Genomic DNA, 16,595 nt, shown 5'->3' with positions numbered 1-16,595 from the left:
GTTCGTCTGCGCTAGTTCCGGTGCCCGCTGTTGCGGAACGCGTACGTCACCAGCAGCAGTGCGACGAGCACACCGAAGCCCAGCAGTCCGATGACGACGGGCGGGAGGCCGGTCGCCTCCGCCTCGGCGGCAGCCAGCAGGGCAGCGTGCACGTCGACCTCCACAGGGGGCTCGGTTTCGCCGAACGGCGTGCTCGACCGTTCGTCGCGCGGCGGACGACCCAGTGTCGCACGAGGGCCCTTCACCGTGGCACCACGAACCTCCGGACCCAAACGGTCGAACGGCCCGAATCGGGACGCAGCGGGCTGGGCCGGCCGGGTGAACAGCGGGCGAATCCGCGAAAACGCGCGGATCGGGCGGGACGCCGAGCGCCCCGGGGACTCAGGCCCTGACCTGGCCCTCGCCGTTCACGACCCACTTGGTGGTGGTGAGCTCGGCGAGCCCCATCGGCCCGCGCGCGTGCATCTTCTGCGTGGAGATGCCGATCTCCGCACCCAGGCCGAACTGCCCGCCGTCCGTGAACCGCGTCGAGGCGTTGACCATGATGGCGGCCGAGTCGAGCGCGGCCACGAACCGCTCGGACGCGGCCAGGTCCGCCGTGACGATCGCCTCGGTGTGCCCCGACGTCCAGGCGCGGATGTGATCGATCGCACCTTCCAGGTCGTCCACCACGCGGACAGCCAGGTCCATCGACAGATACTCGGTGGCCCAGTCCTCCTCGGTCGCGGCGACGACGGCGACGCCGTCGGGCGCCAGCTCGGCCGTGCGCGCGTCGCCGTGCAGCGTGACGCCCGCGCCGGCGAGCGCCGCCAGGACCGACGGGAGGAGCCGGGGTGCGGCGTCGGCGTGCACCAGGAGCGTCTCAGCGGCGTTGCAGACCCCGACGCGCTGCGTCTTGGAGTTCATGACGATGTCCACGGCCATCTGCTCGTCCGCGGAGGCGTCCAGGTACACGTGGCAGTTGCCCACGCCGGTCTCCACGACGGGCACCGACGACTCGCGGACGACCGTCTGGATCAGGTCCGCACCCCCGCGGGGCACCAACAGGTCGACCAGCCCGCGCGCGTGCATGAGCGCGACCGCGCCCGCGCGCCCGAACGCGTCGATCGACTGCACGGCGTCCGCGGGGAGCCCCACGGAGATCAGGGCCTCCCCCAGCACGCGCACGATGACGGTGTTCGACGACGCCGCCGCCGACCCACCGCGCAGGATCGCGGCGTTGCCGCTCTTGAGCGCGAGGCCCGCGGCGTCCACGGTGACGTTCGGCCGCGCCTCGTAGATCATCCCGACGACGCCCATCGGCACCCGAAGCTGCCGCAGGCGCAGGCCGTTGGGCAGCGTCGAGCCGCGCACCACCTCGCCGACCGGGTCGGGCAGCGCGGCGAGCTCGCGCAGCGCGGCGGCGATGCCGTCGATCCGCTCGGGCGTGAGCGTCAGCCGGTCGAGCAGGCCCGGCTTGAGGCCGGCCGCGCGCCCGTTGGCCAGGTCGACGGCGTTCGCCGCCACGATCTCGGGCGCCGCCGCGACGAGCGCGTCCGCCATCGCGTGCAGCGCGCCGTCCTTGGTCGCGCGGGTCGCCGTCGCGAGCTCGCGGGCCGCCACGCGCGCGCGGCGGGCGATCGCGAAGACGGCCTCCTGGACGTCGTCGGAGCTGGCCGGCGACGCGGCGACGGGCGTGGTGGCGGTGGTCATGCCCGCAGGATAGGCACTACGCCCGCGGCGCCACGAGCACGAGGTCGTCGCGATGGACGACCTCGCGGTCGTAGCCCGCGCCGAGCGACTCGCGCAGCTCGCGCGTCGACCGGCCGAGCAGGTCCGGCAGCTCGCCCGAGGAGAAGGCGACGAGCCCGCGGCCGATCACGACGCCGTCGGGCCCCGCGAGCTCGACCGGCTCGCCGGCGTCGAACTCGCCCTCGACCGCCGTGATGCCCGCCGGCAGCAGCGACGCGCGGCGCTCCACCACGGCGCGCACGGCGCCGGCGTCGAGCACCACCCGCCCGTGGGGCGCGGCGGCGTGCTCGAGCCAGAGGAGGCGGGGCGGGCGCCGCTTGCCGGTCGCGAAGAACCAGGTGCCCACACCCTCGCCCGCGAGCGCCGGGCGGGCCAGGTCGGCGCGTGTGATGAGCACCGGCACTCCCGAGCCCGTGGCGATCGCCACTGACTGGAGCTTGCTGATCATCCCGCCCGAGCCCACCTTCGACCCCGACTTGCCGACCTTGACGTCGGTCAGCTCCGCCGGGTCGTGCACCTCGTCGATGCGGTGGGCGTCCGGGCTGGTCGGCGGCCGGTCGTAGAGGCCGTCCACGTCGCTGAGCAGCACCAGCGCGTCGGCCCGCACCAGGTGCGACACGAGGGCGGCCAGCCGGTCGTTCTCGCCGAAGCGGATCTCCGAGGTGGCCACCGTGTCGTTCTCGTTGATGATCGGCACGACGCCGAGCGCCAGCAGCCGGTCCAGGCAGCGCAGCGCGTTGCGGTAGTGCGAGCGACGCACGGTGTCCTCGGCCGTGAGGAGCACCTGGCCGACGCGCAGCCCGTGGCCCGCGAACGCCTCTGTGTAGCGCGCGATGAGCAGGCCCTGGCCGACCGAGGCGGTCGCCTGCGCGGTCGCGAGGTCGCTCGGGCGGCCGTGCAGCCCGAGAGGCCCCAGGCCGGACGCGATCGCGCCGGAGGTGACGAGGACCACCTGGCTGCCCGCGAGACGCCGCTCCGCCAGCGCGTCGACGAGCGCGCGGAGCGCGTCGACGTCGAGCCGGCCGTGGCCGTCCGTGATCGAGGACGACCCGACCTTGACGACCACCCGACGGGCGGTCGCGAGCGAACGTCGGTCCAGCTTGCGCACGGGGCTCACGGGCAACCATTCTCCCGCGCGTCGGGCCACGGCCCGGGCACCGGCTCGCCTGGTGGTCAGAGGTGTGCGGAACCAGCGGCCCGCAGGATCACTCGTCGGACGGGTCCGTCCACTGGCCGGCCTCGCGCTCGGTCCACAGCTCGGAGCGCGCCGCGGCCTTCGCGTCCATGCGCTCCTGGTGCTCCCGACGGCGCTCCGCACGGCTGGCGCGCCCGGTGTCGGACAGGCGCGGGTCGCTCCCCCGGCTGGCGAGCAGCTCGACGCCGGCCATGAGGGTGGGCTCCCAGTCGAAGACCACCGCGTCGTTGCCGCCGCCGATGACGACCTCCGCCCCCGGCGTGGCACCCGCCGTGAACAGCGCTTCCTCGACGCCCAGGCGGGCCAGCCGGTCCGCCAGGAAGCCGACGGCCTCGTCGTTGGTGAAGTCGGTCTGGCGCACCCACCGCTCCGGCTTGGTGCCCAGCACCTGGAACCAGACGTGCTGGCCCTCCTCGCGCCGGGTCACGGTGAACGGCACCTCGTTGACGGCCCGGGGGCGCAGGACGACGCGCTCGGGCGCGGGCGCCGGGGCGGCCGCGCGCGCGGCCTCGACGAGGCGGGCGAGCGCGAACGTGAGCGGCCGCATGCCCTCGTGGCTCGCCGCGGAGACCTCGAACACCTCGAGCCCGCGCGCCTCGAGGTCGCCCCGGACGAGCTCGGCGAGCTCGCGGGCCTCCGGGACGTCGACCTTGTTGAGCACCACCATGCGCGGTCGCTCCGTGAGCGGCACCTGGCCGCCCGCGATCTCCAGGTCCCCGGCGTAGGCGGCGAGCTCGCGCTCGATGACGTCCAGGTCGCTGATCGGGTCGCGCCCCGGCTCGAGGGTGGCGCAGTCAAGGACGTGCACCAGCACGGCGCAGCGCTCGACGTGCCGGAGGAACTCGAGCCCGAGGCCCTTGCCCTCGCTCGCGCCCGGGATCAGGCCGGGCACGTCCGCGACGGTGAAGCGCGACGACCCCGCCTGCACGACACCGAGGTTCGGCACGAGGGTGGTGAACGGGTAGTCGGCGATCTTGGGCCGGGCCGCGGACATCGCCGCCACCAGGCTCGACTTGCCCGCGCTCGGGAACCCGACGAGCGCGACGTCGGCGATGGTCTTGAGCTCGAGGACGACGTCGCGCTGCTCGCCCGGCTCGCCGAGCAGGGCGAACCCGGGCGCCTTGCGCCGGGGGGACGCGAGCGCGGCGTTGCCGAGGCCGCCCTTGCCGCCGGCGGCGACCACGTAGCGGCTCCCGGCGCCCACGAGATCGGCGAGGACCTCGCCGTCGGTGCTCTTCACGACCGTGCCGTCGGGCACGCGGAGCACGATGTCGGCCGCGTTGGCGCCGTCACGGTCGTCGCCCATGCCCGCGGTTCCGGACGCAGCGCGCCGGTGCGGCCCGTGGTGGAACTCCAGCAGCGTGGTGACCTGCGGGTCGACCTCGAGGACGACGTCGCCGCCGTCACCGCCGTTGCCGCCGTCGGGCCCCGCGAGGGGCTTGAACTTCTCGCGGCGGATGGACGCGCAGCCGTGGCCGCCGTCACCCCCGGAGGCGTGGAGCACCACGCGATCGACGAACGTCGTCACCGCTCACCACCTCCGATCAGTTCGGGTCGCCCGCCACCGGGCGTTCGCCGGGGCCGCCCTGGTCCCGACAGCACGAAAGGGCGCACCGTGGCGGTGCGCCCCTTCGACGAGCTCGTGTCAGGCGTCGACGGTCTCGATGTCGATGACCTTGCGCCCACGGCGGACGCCGAACTTCACGGCGCCGGCAGCCAGGGCGAACAGCGTGTCGTCGCCGCCACGGCCGACGTTCACACCGGGGTGGAAGTGCGTGCCGCGCTGACGGACGATGATCTCGCCCGCGTTGACGAGCTGACCGCCGTAACGCTTGACGCCGAGGCGCTGCGCGTTCGAGTCGCGACCGTTCCGCGAGGAGCTGGCGCCCTTCTTGTGTGCCATGTCAGGGTCCTTCGTTCGTTGCCGTCGTTCTGCCGAAGCGAGCCGGGCGCCGGCTCAGGCGATGCTGGTGACCTTGAGCCGCGTCAGCTGCTGACGGTGGCCCTGGCGCTTGCGGTAGCCGGTCTTGTTCTTGAACTTCTGGATGACGATCTTCGGGCCCTTCTCGTCCCGCACGACCTCGGCGGTGACGGTGACCTTGGCCAGCGCCTTCGCGTCGGAGGTCACCTTGTCGCCGTCGACCAGCAGGAGGGCCGGGAGCTGAACGGACGAGCCCGCGTCGGCGGAGATCCTGTCCACGACGACGACGTCGCCGACGGACACCTTCTCCTGGCGGCCACCGGCCTTCACGATCGCGTACACCACGTTGCTGCTCATCTCTGCTCGAACTGCCGGTCACTAGGTCGGGCGCCTGCGCACACGCCGGTCGCCAGGGAGGCAAGGGGGGGCGGGCAGCGCCGAACCGGCGCGATGCGCGCCGACGTTCCAGGGTACGGAGTGCGCGCGCCTCGGTCAAACCTCGGCGCGGCCACCTACTCCTCGCCCGGGACGTCCTCGCCCTCGCCCGGGTCCTCGCCGCCCTCGCCCGCAGCAGGCGCCTCGGCGGCCTGCACGCTGGCGAGCACGTCCAGGAGGTCCGACTGCACGATGTCAACGGGTGCCCGCTCGGCGGCCGCCTCCACGACGACGCCCTCCGCGGCGCTCCCCTCGGCCGGCGCGGCCTCGCCGAGCACGGCGTCGGTGGGCACCTCCCCCGCGGGCGCGTCGTCAGCGCCCGACGGCGGCGCCGCCTGCTCGTGCGCGTGCGCGGCGGCCGCCGCGATCGTCGCGAGCGTGGCCTTGACGGCCTCCCGCGCCTCCGGCAGCACCGGGACGACCGGCACCGGCGCCGCCGGGCTCGCCGTCGCCGCCGTGGCGCGCTTGCGGCGCGACTTCTTCGGCTCGGGGGCCGCCTCGGGTGCCGACGGCGCCTCGCCACCGGTCCGCGTGACCGGCTCGTTGTGGACGAGGTACCCACGGCCACCGCAGTGCGGGCAGGGCTCGCTGAACGCCTCGAACAGGCCCTGACCCACGCGCTTGCGGGTCATCTGGACGAGCCCGAGCGACGTGACCTCCGCCACCTGGTGCTTCGTGCGGTCCCGGCCGAGGCACTCGACGAGACGGCGCAGCACCAGGTCGCGGTTCGACTCGAGCACCATGTCGATGAAGTCGATGACGATGATCCCGCCGATGTCGCGCAGCCGGAGCTGGCGCACGATCTCCTCGGCGGCCTCGAGGTTGTTGCGGGTCACCGTCTCCTCGAGCGTGCCGCCCGAGCCGGTGAACTTGCCCGTGTTCACGTCGATGACCGTCATCGCCTCGGTGCGGTCGATGACGAGCGAGCCACCCGACGGCAGCCAGACCTTGCGGTCCATGCCCTTGGCGAGCTGCTCGTCCACGCGGTGCGCCGCGAAGACGTCGCCGGGCTCCTGCCAGCGGCTCACCTTGCCCACGAGGTCGGGGGCCATGGCCTGGACGTACTCCCAGACCGTGTCCCAGGCCTCCTCGCCCTGCACGACGAGGGTGTCGAAGTCGTCGTTGAAGACGTCCCGGACCACGCGGATCGCCAGGTCGGGCTCGCCCTGCAGCAGGGCCGGCGCCGACGCGGTCTTCGACTTCTTCTCGATGGCGGCCCACTGGTCCTGCAGGCGCTGGACGTCGAGGCGCAGCTCCTCGTCGGAGGCACCCTCGGCGGCCGTCCGGACGATCACGCCCGCGTCGTCGGGCACGATCTCGCGCAGGATCTTCTTCAGGCGCGCCCGCTCGTTCTCGGGGAGCTTGCGGGAGATGCCGGTCATCCCGCCGCCGGGGACGTAGACCAGGTACCGGCCGGCGAGCGTGATCTGGGACGTCAGGCGGGCGCCCTTGTGCCCGACCGGCTCCTTGGTCACCTGCACCAGCACCGAGTCGCCGGACTTCAGCGCCTGCTCGATGCGGCGCGGCTGCCCCTCCATGCCGGCCGCGTCCCAGTTGACCTCGCCCGCGTACAGGACGGCGTTGCGCCCCTTGCCGATGTCGACGAACGCGGCCTCCATGCTCGGCAGCACGTTCTGCACCCGGCCGAGGTACACGTTGCCGGCCATCGGGCCCTGCGTGTTCTGGCTCGAGCGGGAGACGTAGTGCTCGACGAGGACGCCGTCCTCGAGGATCGCGATCTGCACGCGCCCGGCCTGCTCGCGGACCACCATGCTGCGCTCGACGGACTCCCGCCGGGCGAGGAACTCGGCCTCGGTGATGACGGCGCGGCGCCGACCGGCGTCGCGGCCCTCGCGGCGGCGCTGGCGCTTGGCCTCGAGCCGCGTGGAGCCCTTGAGCGCCGTGACCTCGTCCGTGCGAGCCCGGGCGCGGGGGCGGGCCTCCGCCTGCTCCTCGCCACCGCCCTCGCCGCGCGAGCGACGACGGCGACGACGACGACGGCTCGACGAGCTGCCCTCACCCTCGCCGGCCTCGCCGCCTTCGGCGTCCTCGTCGGCTCCGGAGTCGTCGGCGGCGGCGCGGTCCTCGTCGCCGGGCTCGGCGTCGTCGGCACCCTCGCCCGCGTCGGTCGTGCCGCGCTCGGCGGAGGAGCGCTCACCGGAGCGGCCGCGTCGACCGCGGCCGCCGCGCCGGCGGCGCCGGCGGCCGCCCTCGGCGGCCTCGGTCTCGTCGCCGGACTCCGTCTCGTCGCCGGCCTCGTCGGACTGCTCGGTCTCGGTCAGGTCGGTGTCGGCCTGCTCGGCCTCGGTCTGCTCGGCGTCGGCGAGCTGCGTCTCGTCCGCCTCGGTCAGGGCGTCCTCGAGCTCCTCGGCGTCGGGCTCCGTCGCAACGGCGTCCGGCACCTCGTCGGCGTGCCGCGGGGGCCCGGCGGGCGCCTCCGCGCGGCGCCGCCGCGGCCGCGTGGCCGTGGGCTCGGGAGCCTGGAAGAGCAGGGCGGTGGTCGCCAGCCGCTGCCGGCCGCCCACCCGCGACGACGTGCTCTCCGGCTGCTCGGCCGCGGCGACGGGCTCCGCCGGCGGGGTCGTGTCCACCGTGACCGCGGCGTCCTCGGCACCGGCGGACGCCTTGGCGCCGCCCCGGCGTCGACCGCCCGAGCGGCCGGTCCGCGCGACCGGTGCGCCGCCCGACGGGGCGTCGGTCGCGGCGGCGTCGGCGGCGGGCGCCTGCTCGGGTGCGGGCGTCTCGGACGGGGCGGACTCGGGCGCGGCGTCTGCCGGCTTCGCCTTGGCCCGGGTGCTGCGACGGCGGGCCGACGGCGCGGCCGGTGCCGCGTCGTCACCGGCAGCCGGGGCGGCCTCGGGCGCCGCGCTCTCGGGCGTGGGCTCGTCGGCGACCGGCTCGGCCGGAGCGGAGGCGGCCTTCGTGGCGCGCGTCCGACGGCGGGCGGGCGCCTTCGACGCCGTCGCGGGCTCGGCCGCCTGCTCGGCCTCGGAGGTCGGCCCCGCATCGGACGTCGGCGTGCCGGACGCGCTCGGCGCGGTCGCCTCGGCGGTGGCCCGGCGGCTGCGACGCCGTGCGGCGGGACGAGCCGCGCCCTCGGCCTCGGGGGCGGTGTGCTGAGCGGCTTCGCCGGCGGGGGTGCCGCCGGTCATGTTCTCGTCGGTCACGAGGTGCTCCAGACCCGCGGGGCCGCCACACTCCCGGCCCTGCGGGCGGTTCGTTCGTCGCGCACCGCCTGCGGCGCTGCGACGGAAGTCGTCGGTGTCGTCGGTCGGGTGGGCGCTGCCGGCGCCCGCCGGAGGGTTGTCAACGGCGGCGCCAGGCGGTCACGGACCACGGCCTGGAACGTCTGTGGTGAGGAGGACGGTGTGGCGGCCCCCTCGACCGCCGCCAGTATCGCACAGGGCGGCGTTCCCATCGATCGTCGTCCACTCGTGTCGCCCGCGGTGTCGCCCGTGGTGTCGCCCGCTGGGCGTCCGTGGTGCCGCCCCCGGGCGGCCCAGGACCCCATGATCACAACTCGGACGAACGAGATGACGCGGCGTCAGCAAACGGGACGTTGGTCCCATGCCCACCTGGGCCCTTCTACCTAGCCTGGCGCTCAGCCGATCGTGCCCCGGAGGAGACCCATGGACGCTCTCGACCTTGCCCGCTGGCAGTTCGGGATCACGACCGTTTACCACTTCATCTTCGTCCCCCTGACGATCGGGCTGTCCCCGCTCGTGGCGCTCATGCAGACCTTCTGGGTCCGCACCGGCTCCTCGACGTGGCTCCGGCTCACCAAGTTCTTCGGCAAGCTCCTCCTGATCAACTTCGCCATCGGCGTCGCGACGGGCATCGTGCAGGAGTTCCAGTTCGGCATGAACTGGAGCGAGTACTCGCGGTTCGTCGGAGACGTCTTCGGCGCGCCTCTCGCGATGGAGGCGCTCGCCGCCTTCTTCATCGAGTCGACGTTCCTCGGCCTGTGGATCTTCGGCTGGGACCGGCTGCCCAAGAAGGTCCACCTCGCCTGCATCTGGCTGGTCGCCATCGCGACGAACCTGTCCGCGTACTTCATCCTCGCGGCCAACTCCTGGATGCAGCACCCGGTCGGCACGATCTTCAACGAGGAGACCGGCCGCGCCGAGATGGTCGACATCGGCGCCGTCCTCACCAACAGCACGCTCCTGTCTGCGTTCCCGCACACCATCGCCGCCGCGTTCCTCACGGCCGGCACCTTCGTGGCGGGCATCGCCGCCTGGTGGATGGTGCGCTCGCTGCGCAAGGGTGACGAGACCAACGCCCGCGGCGTCTACCGCCCGGCCCTCGTGCTCGGCACGGTCGTCATGCTGATCTCGGGCCTCGGCGTCGCGATCAGCGGCGACTCGCAGGCGAAGCTGATGTACGACCAGCAGCCGATGAAGATGTCGTCCGCCGAGGCGCTCTGCGTCGGCGAGAACGGCGCGCAGTTCTCGGTCCTGACCATCGGCGACCTGTCGTCGAACGACTGCGGGGACACCACGGCGATCATCGCGATCCCGGGCCTGACGTCGTTCCTGGCCGACGGCAGCTTCGACTCGTACGTCCCGGGCGTCGAGGAGCTCCAGGACCGCTCGGAGCAGCTGTACGGCGAGGGCGTCGACTACCGGCCGAACCTCTTCATCACCTACTGGAGCTTCCGGCTCATGATCGGCCTCGGCCTCGGCAGCGCGGCGCTGGCCGCGGCGGTGCTGTGGTTCATGCGCAAGGGCCGCGTCATCGAGAAGGGCTGGTTCGCCCGCCTCGGCGTCCTCGCCATCCCGACGCCGTTCCTCGCCGCCTCCTTCGGCTGGATCTTCACCGAGATGGGCCGTCAGCCCTGGGTCGTCGCGCCCAACCCGAACCCGAACGGCGTCGACGGCGTGTGGATGCTCACCGCGCGCGGCGTCTCGACGTCGGTCAGCGGCGGCATGGTGTGGACCTCCCTGATCGTCTTCACGCTGCTCTACGGCGTGCTCGCGGTCGTCTGGTTCCGCCTGATGAAGCGGTACGCCGTCCAGGGCGTCGCCGAGACCGAGGTCGACCCGAGCCCCGAGGCGCGCGCCGCCGCCGGGGCCGAGGGCGACAAGCCCCTGTCGTTCGCGTACTGAGAGGGTCCGACCGTGGAGCTGTCAGACGTCTGGTTCGTCCTCATCGCCGTCCTGTGGACCGGGTACCTCGTCCTCGAGGGGTTCGACTTCGGCGTCGGGATGCTGCTGCCCATCCTCGGCAAGGGTGACAAGGACCGCCGGGTGATGATCAACACGATCGGCCCGGTCTGGGACGGCAACGAGGTGTGGCTGCTCACGGCCGGTGGCGCCACGTTCGCCGCCTTCCCGGAGTGGTACGCCTCGATGTTCTCCGGCTTCTACCTCGCCCTGCTCGCGATCCTCGTCGCCCTCATCCTGCGCGTCGTCTCGTTCGAGTGGCGCGGCAAGATCGACAGCGTCGTGTGGCGCAAGCGCATCGACCTCGCGCTCATCGTCGGCTCGTGGTTGCCCGCCGTCCTGTGGGGCGTCGCGTTCGGCAACCTCGTCCGCGGCGTCGAGCTCGACGCGAGCCACACGTTCGTCGGGGCGTTCGTCGACCTGCTCAACCCGTTCGCCCTGCTCGGTGGCGCGACGACGGCCATGATCTTCCTCACGCACGGCGCCGTGTTCATCGCCCTCAAGACCGACGGCGACATCCGGCACCGGGCCGCCGCGTTCGCCGAGCGCTCCGCGATGGTCACCGTGGTCGTCGCCGGCGCGTTCGCGGTCTGGACGCAGCTCGCCTACTCGGTCGCGTGGACGTGGGCCGCCACCCTGCTCGCTGCCGTGGCGCTCGTCGGGCTCGTCGTGGCCGCACGGCTGCGGCGCGAGGGCTGGGCCTTCGTGGCGTCCGCCGTCGCGATCGTGGCCGCGGTCGTCCTCATCTTCGGCTCGCTCTACCCGGACGTCATGCCCGCGCTCGACCCGGCGAACTCGCTGACCGTCGACAACGCGTCGTCCAGCGACTACACGCTGACGATCATGACGTGGGTCGCCGCGATCCTCACGCCCCTCGTGCTCGCCTACCAGGCGTGGACCTACTGGGTGTTCCGCAAGCGCCTCACGGCCGAGCAGATCCCCGCGCCCGCGGGCCTGACGTTCTGACAGGGTCGGAGTCCTGAAGCCCCTCGACCCCCGACTGCTGCGCCGCGCCCGCGCGGCACGGCGGTACGTCCTGCTCACCGCGGCGCTCGGGACGGCCACGGCCGCCCTGGTCGTGGCCTCGGCGCTGCTCATCGCCGCCGCGCTCGCCCCCGTCGTCGACCGGACGGCCGACTGGCCCGACGTCGCCGGGACGGTCGGCTGGCTCGCCGTCGTCATCGCGGCACGCGTCGCCGTCACCGCCGCGCAGGAGCGGTACGCGCACCGGGCGGCCACCCGCGCCGTCGCCGAGCTGCGGGGCCAGGTGCTCGAGCACGCGGCGCGCCTCGGCCCCCGGTGGCTCGCCGCCTCGGGCGGCGAGGCGGCGACGCTGCTCACGCGCGGGCTCGACGCCCTCGAGCCGTACTTCGTCAGGTACCTGCCGCAGCTGCTCCTGGCCGTGACCGTGACGCCCGGCGCGCTCGCCGTCGTCCTCGGGCTCGACTGGGTCGCGGCCGTCACGATCGCCGTGACCCTCCCCCTCGTGCCGCTGTTCATGTGGCTGATCGGACAGGTGACCGCGGGCTACGCCGACCGCCGGCTCGCGACCATGACCCGGCTCGGCCACCAGGTGCTCGACCTGCTCGCCGGCATCCCCACGCTGCAGGCGCTCGGGCGCCACCGCGGCCCCGCCACCCGGGTGCGTGAGCTCGGCGACGCGCACCGCCGCGCCACCATGGGAACGCTGCGCGTCGCGTTCCTCTCCGGCATGGTGCTCGAGCTCCTCACCACGCTCTCGGTCGCCCTCGTCGCCGTGGGCGTCGGCCTGCGGCTGGTGCACGGCGGTCTCGACCTGCAGACGGGACTGGCGGTGCTGGTCCTGGCCCCGGAGGTCTACCTGCCGCTGCGCCAGGTGGGCGCCCAGTTCCACGCGTCCGCCGACGGCGTCGCCGCCGCCGAGCGCGCGTTCGCGGTCCTCGCCGAGCCGCTCCCGTCGTCGGGGACACGGCAGGCACCCGACCTGCGCACCACCACCGTGCGCCTGTCCGGCGTCGGCGTGGCCGCCCCCGACCGCCACCGGCTGGCGCCCGCGGGCCTCGACGCCGTCGTGCGCCCAGGGCGCGTGCTCGCCCTGGCCGGCCCGAACGGCGCCGGCAAGTCCACCGCCGCGCTGACCCTGCTGGGGCTGCTGGCACCGGACCACGGGCACGTCGTCCTCGAGCCGAGCACCGGCGCCGCGCTCGACCTCGCCGACGTGGAGCTCACCGGCTGGTGGTCCCAGATCTCCTGGGTGCCGCAACGGCCGGTGCAGGAGCCGGGCACCGTGCGCGCCGCCGTCGACCCCACCGGCGAGGCGCCGCTCGAGCGGCTCGCGACGGCGGCCGCGCTGACCGGCCTCGACGCCGTCGTCGCCGGCCTGCCGGACGGCTGGGACGCGCGCATCGGCCAGGGCGGCACCGGGCTCAGCCTCGGCCAGCGGCAGCGGGTCGCGCTGACGAGGGCGCTGCTCGACCCGACCCCGCTCGTCGTGCTCGACGAGCCGACCGCGCACCTGGACGCGGCCGCGGAGGCCCAGGTCGTCGACACCGTGCGCCGCCTCCGCGCCGAGGGCCGGACGGTCCTCCTCGTCGCGCACCGGCCCGCGCTGCTCGACGTCGCGGACGACGTGGTGCACGTGACGTCGGCCCCGCTCGCGCCGCAGGACGAGGTGGTGACCCGATGAGCGACCTCTGGCGCGCCGTCCGCCTCCTCGGCGTCTCCCGGCGCCGCGTCGTGCTCGCGATCCTGACGGGCTCCGCCGGGCTGGGCAGCGCCGTCGGGCTCGCCGCGGTGTCCGCGTGGCTCATCGCGCGCGCGTCCCAGATGCCACCGGTGATGTACCTGACGGTGGCCACCGTCGCCGTCCGCGCGCTGGGCGTCTCGCGCGGCGTCCTGCGCTACCTCGAGCGCCTGGCCTCCCACGACGTCGCGCTGCGCGGCATGGCGACGCTCCGCGAGCGCCTGTACGCGAGGCTCGCCGACGCCGACCCACGGCGGCTCCTGAGCCTGCGGCGCGGCGACCTGCTCGCGCGCGTGGGCGCCGACGTCGACGCGGTGGGCGACGTCGTCGTGCGTGGGTTCCTGCCGATCGCCGTGGCGGCCGTCGTGAGCCTCGGCAGCGCCGTGCTCGTCGGCGCGTTCCTGCCCGTCGCGGGGCTCGCGCTCGCCGCCTGCCTCGTCGTCGCGGGCATCGTCGGACCGTGGTGGGCCACCCGGGCGGCGCGAACCGCGGAGGTGCGCTCCCTGCAGGCCCGCGCGGACCTGTCCGCCGGCGTCCTCACGGTGCTCGACGGCGCCGCCGAGCTCGCCGTGGCCGGCCGGCTCCCCCGCGCCCTGGGCCACGTCCGCGATGCCGACGCGCGTCTGGCCGCCGCCACCGACGCGGCCGCCCGGCCGGCGGCCCTGGCTGCCGCCGCCCAGCCGTTCGCCACCGGGCTCGCGGTGCTGGCCGCGCTCGCCCTGGGCATCCCCGCGACGACGGCCGGCGGCCTCGCACCCGTCGAGCTCGCGGTCGTCGTCCTCACCCCGCTCGCCGCGTTCGAGGCGGTCGGCATGGTGCCGATGGCGGCCGTGTCGCTGCTCCGCTCCCGCGAGGCGGCGCGCCGCGTGCTCGAGCTGCTCGACGCGCCGGCGAGCGTCACCGCCGCCGACGACAGCGTGCGCGACGACGCCCCCGACGCCGCCGGGCCGGAGAGCAGCGGGGCGGGCGAGGGTCGGCTCGTCGCGCGCGGCCTCTCGTGCGGCTGGCCCGGTCGAGCTCCGGTCGTCGCGGGTCTGGACCTCGAGGTCGGGCCCGGGCGGAGCGTCGCCGTCGTCGGCCCGAGCGGCGTCGGGAAGACCACGCTCCTCGTCACGCTCGCCGGGCTGCTGCCGCCCGTGGCGGGCACGGTGCGCGCCGACGGGCGCGACCCCGCGTCGCTCGACCGCGAGGACGCGGCGCGACGGGTCGCGTTCCTCGCCGAGGACGCGCACGTCTTCGACACCTCGGTGCTGGAGAACCTGCGCGTCGCGCGCGGCGACGTCACCCCGGAGCAGGCGGCCGACGCGCTCGCGGCGGTCGGCCTGCAGGGCTGGCTGGACGGCCTGCCGCACGGCCTGGACACGGTCCTGGGCGCGGACGCGGCACGCGTGTCGGGCGGCGAGCGGCGACGCCTGCTCCTGGCCCGCGCCCTCCTGTCCCCCACGCGGGTGCTGCTCCTCGACGAGCCGACCGAGCACGTGGACGCCGGCGCCGACGAGCTCCTGGCCGCCCTGCTCGACGGAAGCCTCGCGGGCGGGCGCGGCGTCGTCGTCGTCACGCACCGCCTCGGCGGGCTCGAAGCGGCGGACGAGGTGATCCTGCTGGACGAGGCGGGTACCGTGCGGGCACGAGGTCGGCACGAGACGCTCGCCGCGAGCGGCGCCTACCCCGCGGAGGAGTGGCGATGAGCACGCAGGCCGGACAGCGCGAGGCCAAGGGCGGCCGCGGCGACCGCCGCGAGGGCTCCTTCGCCGCCGCCGACCTCCTCCAGGCCGCCCTGGGACTCGCGTCCGACCTCGACCTGCCGACGGTGCTGCAGCGGTTCGTGGCCGCGAGCGCGAACCTCACGGGCGCGGCGTTCGCCGCCATCAACGTGCTCGACGCGCGGGGCCGGTCGACCACCTTCGTGCACTCGGGGATCGACGAGCGGCTCTCGAGCCTCATCGGCCGCTCGCCCCACGCCATCGGGGTCCTCGGCGCGATCCCGTCGCACGGCACCCTGCGACTGGACGACCTCACGCACCACCCGGCGTTCAAGGGCTTCCCGGCGAACCACCCGAAGATGGGCCCGTTCCTCGGGACCGCCGTGCGCGTGCGCGACCGCGTGTTCGGCTACCTGTACCTCTCGGACAAGCCCGGCGGCTTCACCGACGACGACGACGACATCGTCCTCACGCTGGCCGCCGCCGCGGCCGTGGCGATCCAGAACGCACAGCTCTACGCCGCCTCCGAGCGCCGCGAGCACTGGCTGCGCGCGGGCCAGCAGATCACCACGATGCTGCTCTCGGGCGCCGAGCAGGAGGAGGTGCTCGCCCAGATCGCCGCGTCGTCGCGCGAGGTGGCACGCGCCGACACCGCGGCCCTCGTGCTGCCCGGCATGGGCGACTCGCTGGTGATGGAGATCGTCGACGGCGAGGGCGCGGACGAGCTCATCGGCACGGTGATGCCGCCCGACGGCCGCGCGCAGACGGTGCTCCGCGACGGCAACGGCCTCCTCGTCGACTCCCTCCACCGCGCCCGCGCGATGCGTGTGGACGCGATGCGCCGGTTCGGGCCCGCCCTGTACGCCCCCATGCAGGCCGACGGGCGCGGTGTCGGTGTGCTCGTGCTGCTCCGCCTCGTCGGCTCCCAGCCGTTCGGGCGCTCGGATCTGGCGACGGCCGAGTCCTACGCCGCGCAGGCCGCCCTGGCGCTCGTGCTCGCCGAGGCCCGCCACGCGCAGGACGTCGCGGCGCTGCTCGACGAGCGCGAGCGCATCGCGCGCGACCTGCACGACCTGGCGATCCAGCAGCTCTTCGCGACGGGCATGCAGCTCGAGACGGTGCGCCGCCGGGCGGCGCGCGGCGTCGACCCCTCCGAGCTGACCGGCATCGTCGAGGACGCCCTGGACAACGTCGACGCGACGGTGCGGCAGATCCGGTCCATCGTGCACGCGCTGCGCGACCCCGACGCCGACGCGCCGCTCGCCGAGCGCCTGCGCCGCGAGGCGTCGCTCGCCCGGACCGGACTCGGCTTCGCGCCGTCGCTGGTCATCACGCTCGACGGGCGCGTGCTCGACTCGGCCGACTCGCTCGAGGGTGACGCGGGCCTGCTCGACGACCGCGTCGGCGAGGACATGTCCGACGACGTCGTCGCCGTCGTGCGGGAGGGCCTGGCCAACGCGGCCCGGCACGCGCAGGCGACCGGCGTGACCGTCCGCGTGGAGGTCGAGGGCGAGGACATCGCCGGCCGCGTCATCGTCGAGGTGGAGGACGACGGCGCGGGCCTGCCGCCCGAGCGGGACCGCAAGTCCGGCACCGACAACCTGGCCGCACGCGCGCGCCGCCACGGCGGCACGTTCTCGCTCGGCACGACGGACGAGGGTCGCGGCACGCTCCTGACGTGGTCCGCGCCCCTGGCCGGTGGCCGCCAGCGCGGCTGAGGCTC

Annotated in this window: 12 protein-coding genes; 5 read left to right on the top strand and 7 right to left on the bottom strand. The window is 74.7% G+C overall.

All coding sequences use genetic code 11. The annotated features are described in order from the left end of the window. Window positions 1-11: 11 nt before the first annotated feature. The 7 genes from AFE02nite_RS17235 to AFE02nite_RS01165 all read right to left on the bottom strand — a co-directional run bounded on the left by AFE02nite_RS17235 (window position 12) and on the right by AFE02nite_RS01165 (window position 8,434). The gene (locus AFE02nite_RS17235) at window positions 12-152 is read right to left on the bottom strand and encodes a hypothetical protein (RefSeq protein ID WP_186814438.1); all 141 of its coding nucleotides are present in this window, start codon (window positions 150-152) and stop codon (window positions 12-14) included. A gap of 229 nt (window positions 153-381) precedes the next feature. Further along, window positions 382-1,692: a glutamate-5-semialdehyde dehydrogenase gene (locus AFE02nite_RS01190; RefSeq protein WP_034248102.1), complete on the bottom strand. Its 1,311-nt coding sequence runs from the start codon at window positions 1,690-1,692 to the stop codon at window positions 382-384. A 16-nt stretch (window positions 1,693-1,708) separates the two neighbouring features. After that, window positions 1,709-2,848, bottom strand: a complete 1,140-nt coding sequence (gene proB, locus AFE02nite_RS01185) for a glutamate 5-kinase (protein WP_034248103.1) — start codon at window positions 2,846-2,848, stop codon at window positions 1,709-1,711. Between the two features lie 88 nt (window positions 2,849-2,936). Further along, window positions 2,937-4,454: a GTPase ObgE gene (gene obgE, locus AFE02nite_RS01180; protein WP_034248105.1), complete on the bottom strand. Its 1,518-nt coding sequence runs from the start codon at window positions 4,452-4,454 to the stop codon at window positions 2,937-2,939. A 117-nt stretch (window positions 4,455-4,571) separates the two neighbouring features. Beyond that, the gene (gene rpmA, locus AFE02nite_RS01175) at window positions 4,572-4,829 is read right to left on the bottom strand and encodes a 50S ribosomal protein L27 (protein WP_034248106.1); all 258 of its coding nucleotides are present in this window, start codon (window positions 4,827-4,829) and stop codon (window positions 4,572-4,574) included. Between the two features lie 54 nt (window positions 4,830-4,883). Continuing rightward, complete coding sequence (rplU, locus tag AFE02nite_RS01170; RefSeq protein WP_186814474.1) at window positions 4,884-5,192, bottom strand: 50S ribosomal protein L21; 309 nt, start codon at window positions 5,190-5,192, stop codon at window positions 4,884-4,886. A 167-nt stretch (window positions 5,193-5,359) separates the two neighbouring features. Next, a complete protein-coding gene (locus tag AFE02nite_RS01165) occupies window positions 5,360-8,434 on the bottom strand; it encodes a ribonuclease E/G (RefSeq protein ID WP_146819237.1) in 3,075 nt (1,024 codons plus the stop codon). Window positions 8,435-8,911: 477 nt separating this feature from the next. Here AFE02nite_RS01165 and AFE02nite_RS01160 point away from each other — a divergent pair, with 477 nt between their 5' ends. From AFE02nite_RS01160 to AFE02nite_RS01140, 5 genes are read left to right on the top strand one after another with little or no spacing between them, the layout of a single operon-like run. Next, the gene (locus tag AFE02nite_RS01160; protein WP_034249131.1) at window positions 8,912-10,390 is read left to right on the top strand and encodes a cytochrome ubiquinol oxidase subunit I; all 1,479 of its coding nucleotides are present in this window, start codon (window positions 8,912-8,914) and stop codon (window positions 10,388-10,390) included. A 12-nt stretch (window positions 10,391-10,402) separates the two neighbouring features. Then, entirely contained in the window at window positions 10,403-11,413 is a 1,011-nt protein-coding gene (gene cydB, locus AFE02nite_RS01155) for a cytochrome d ubiquinol oxidase subunit II (RefSeq protein WP_146818942.1), read from the top strand. Between the two features lie 13 nt (window positions 11,414-11,426). Beyond that, window positions 11,427-13,112 (top strand): thiol reductant ABC exporter subunit CydD, encoded by a 1,686-nt coding sequence (cydD, locus tag AFE02nite_RS01150; RefSeq protein ID WP_146818941.1) that lies wholly within the window; start codon window positions 11,427-11,429, stop codon window positions 13,110-13,112. Next, window positions 13,109-14,857, top strand: a complete 1,749-nt coding sequence (gene cydC, locus AFE02nite_RS01145) for a thiol reductant ABC exporter subunit CydC (RefSeq protein ID WP_146818940.1) — start codon at window positions 13,109-13,111, stop codon at window positions 14,855-14,857. The genes cydD and cydC overlap by 4 nt, the downstream gene beginning before the upstream one ends. Then, complete coding sequence (locus tag AFE02nite_RS01140) at window positions 14,854-16,590, top strand: GAF domain-containing sensor histidine kinase (protein ID WP_052113813.1); 1,737 nt, start codon at window positions 14,854-14,856, stop codon at window positions 16,588-16,590. Before cydC ends, AFE02nite_RS01140 begins: the two co-directional genes overlap by 4 nt. The last annotated feature ends 5 nt before the right edge of the window (window positions 16,591-16,595 follow it).

The organism is Actinotalea fermentans (assembly GCF_007991475.1).
Taxonomy (GTDB): Bacteria; Actinomycetota; Actinomycetes; order Actinomycetales; family Cellulomonadaceae; genus Actinotalea; species Actinotalea fermentans.
This window is presented reverse-complemented; position numbering and strand designations above follow the sequence as displayed.

Bases quoted from the DNA above. Each gene is read 5' to 3' on its own strand.
- cydC (WP_146818940.1), top strand. From the start codon at position 13,109: ATGAGCGACCTCTGGCGCGCCGTCCGCCTCCTCGGCGTCTCCCGGCGC.
- AFE02nite_RS01165 (WP_146819237.1), bottom strand. From the start codon at position 8,434: ATGACCGGCGGCACCCCCGCCGGCGAAGCCGCTCAGCACACCGCCCCC.
- AFE02nite_RS01140 (WP_052113813.1), top strand. From the start codon at position 14,854: ATGAGCACGCAGGCCGGACAGCGCGAGGCCAAGGGCGGCCGCGGCGAC.
- AFE02nite_RS01160 (WP_034249131.1), top strand. From the start codon at position 8,912: ATGGACGCTCTCGACCTTGCCCGCTGGCAGTTCGGGATCACGACCGTT.
- AFE02nite_RS01190 (WP_034248102.1), bottom strand. From the start codon at position 1,692: ATGACCACCGCCACCACGCCCGTCGCCGCGTCGCCGGCCAGCTCCGAC.
- rpmA (WP_034248106.1), bottom strand. From the start codon at position 4,829: ATGGCACACAAGAAGGGCGCCAGCTCCTCGCGGAACGGTCGCGACTCG.